This window comes from Liquorilactobacillus mali (genome assembly GCF_001437155.1).
GTDB classification, from domain to species: Bacteria; Bacillota; Bacilli; order Lactobacillales; family Lactobacillaceae; genus Liquorilactobacillus; species Liquorilactobacillus mali_A.
The window spans coordinates 1-1,791 of the sequence record NZ_JQAR01000057.1; the positions used below are offsets into that span (position 1 = coordinate 1).

The following is a 1,791-nucleotide window of genomic DNA, read 5'->3' on the forward strand; positions in this document are numbered from 1 at the left end:
TTATTATGGCACAACTGTCTAAATATTTGTGTACCAAATACTAGGATAAGAGCAACTGATTAGTGGAGCTGGAACTATTGCGTGGACTATATTTGGTCAAGTCATTAATAGAGTTTATCAAAGATATTACCGTTACATAAATACTATCGTTTCTTTCCTATTAGTACTTTCTATTATTGATCTTTGGCATTAATACTCACCTATAATTTGTAAGCAAAAAGTAAGTCCTAACCTTTCGTCTCGGGGGAGGCATGGTTAGGACTTACTTTTTGTATCTAAAATCGATTCTAGCATATTTTGAATAATTTTAATACACTTTTATTTTTATTTTGTAATTCTTTATACAGTATATTTTAAATGATTCAAAAACTCGCACGATGTCTATGAATTCAGCATATTCACAAAATTATTCGATAACTAATACTACTATCACAATAGGTGGCGTTACTTTCAACTATTCAATAAATAATGGCTCTCTTATTTTTAATACTACCAGCATAACAGATTCCGGTGGTAATATCATAACCTAGCAGCTCTCCTCAAAAACTAATGCAAAAAATATAGATGCCGCACAAACTCAAAATTAAAAAGTAGTTATATAATACCTGCTGAGGACATATCATGATATTAATTTAAGGGCTTTTTGAGAGCAATTTGTGCAACATTATTTCTCAAAGTTTTTTGTCCTACACTTTTCTTTTATTACTAGAGTTACAGCACCCTATCTTACTTTATCTTTGAATTTTAAAAAGCCCTCACTCAATTGAGAGTGAGGCGATATAGTAGTAATATGTAACAACGAATTTTTTGTGTATCTAAAGAGGAATGATTACTACTATAGAATATAGTGTAACTCAAAAAACTTATTTACGCAAAAAACCCCATTTCCAATTAAGAAAGTGGTGGCTTGTCTAAGTTGGATATAAAATTCCTCTTGCATTCTAACTTATATATACTTTTTTGAATGCAATTAATATAGAAGAAGTTATAAAAAATATACTCACTGAAAAAAATATTTTATATGCTTGTAGTGTTGTACCTGTAAAGTATTGCTTTCCGTGAGCAACCATATTAGAATCATTCTAAAAAAATAACCTTTATGCCTATATTGTGGTATTATAAAAACAAAAGGTCTGATTTCTATGCGTTTAATTGGGAAAAGCGGTAATTCCTTGGACCATGATCGTAATCACTTAATAGATTTACTGAATGAGGATATCAAATTACATGGAGATTTTACTTGTTGGTGTACTTTCAAAATTATTGATGGAATCAAGATATATACTTCCTATATGAAAATTAATAACTATAGGTCTGAAGGAAAGAACTTGCTTAGATATCACAAAACTGGAGAATATTTTGAAACCATCCAAGCTACAGACTTATTAAAAATATTAAAAAAGCGAAATAAAGTTGGATAAATATGGAATGGTTATACTTAGAACTGTTGCTCAAACGAGTAACAGTTTTTTATTCCTTCTAATTTCTATTATGTGCACAGCTTCGTCTTCATCAATAAGATAATATATTCTATTCTCATTGAATATCTTTACAATGTCACTTAGTTCTGTGACTTCATTATTACTTATTAATTGATGCCCTTTTTAATATCGAAAACAATTAATAGATTACTTTTTTAGTCTGCTATATACAAAAAAATTAGCAATTATTCCAACCCAATCTGCCCACTTTTTGCCATATTATCATAACTTTTTTCATTCATCTTGAGCAACTTGCTCCTAAGTCAATATTTGGCACATGTTTTTCTAGACACTTGTTCTGATTCTTTCA

The 1,791-nt window shown here is 29.4% G+C and carries 1 protein-coding gene; it reads left to right on the forward strand.

All coding sequences use genetic code 11. The features are described 5' to 3' along the window. The first annotated feature begins 1,142 nt into the window (after positions 1 to 1,142). The gene (locus IV36_RS11650; protein ID WP_056992658.1) at positions 1,143 to 1,421 is read left to right on the forward strand and encodes a hypothetical protein; all 279 of its coding nucleotides are present in this window, start codon (positions 1,143 to 1,145) and stop codon (positions 1,419 to 1,421) included. Positions 1,422 to 1,791 lie beyond the last annotated feature (370 nt).

Excerpts from the sequence above, each read along its gene's own strand:
- IV36_RS11650 (WP_056992658.1), top strand. The coding sequence starts at position 1,143 with ATGCGTTTAATTGGGAAAAGCGGTAATTCCTTGGACCATGATCGTAAT.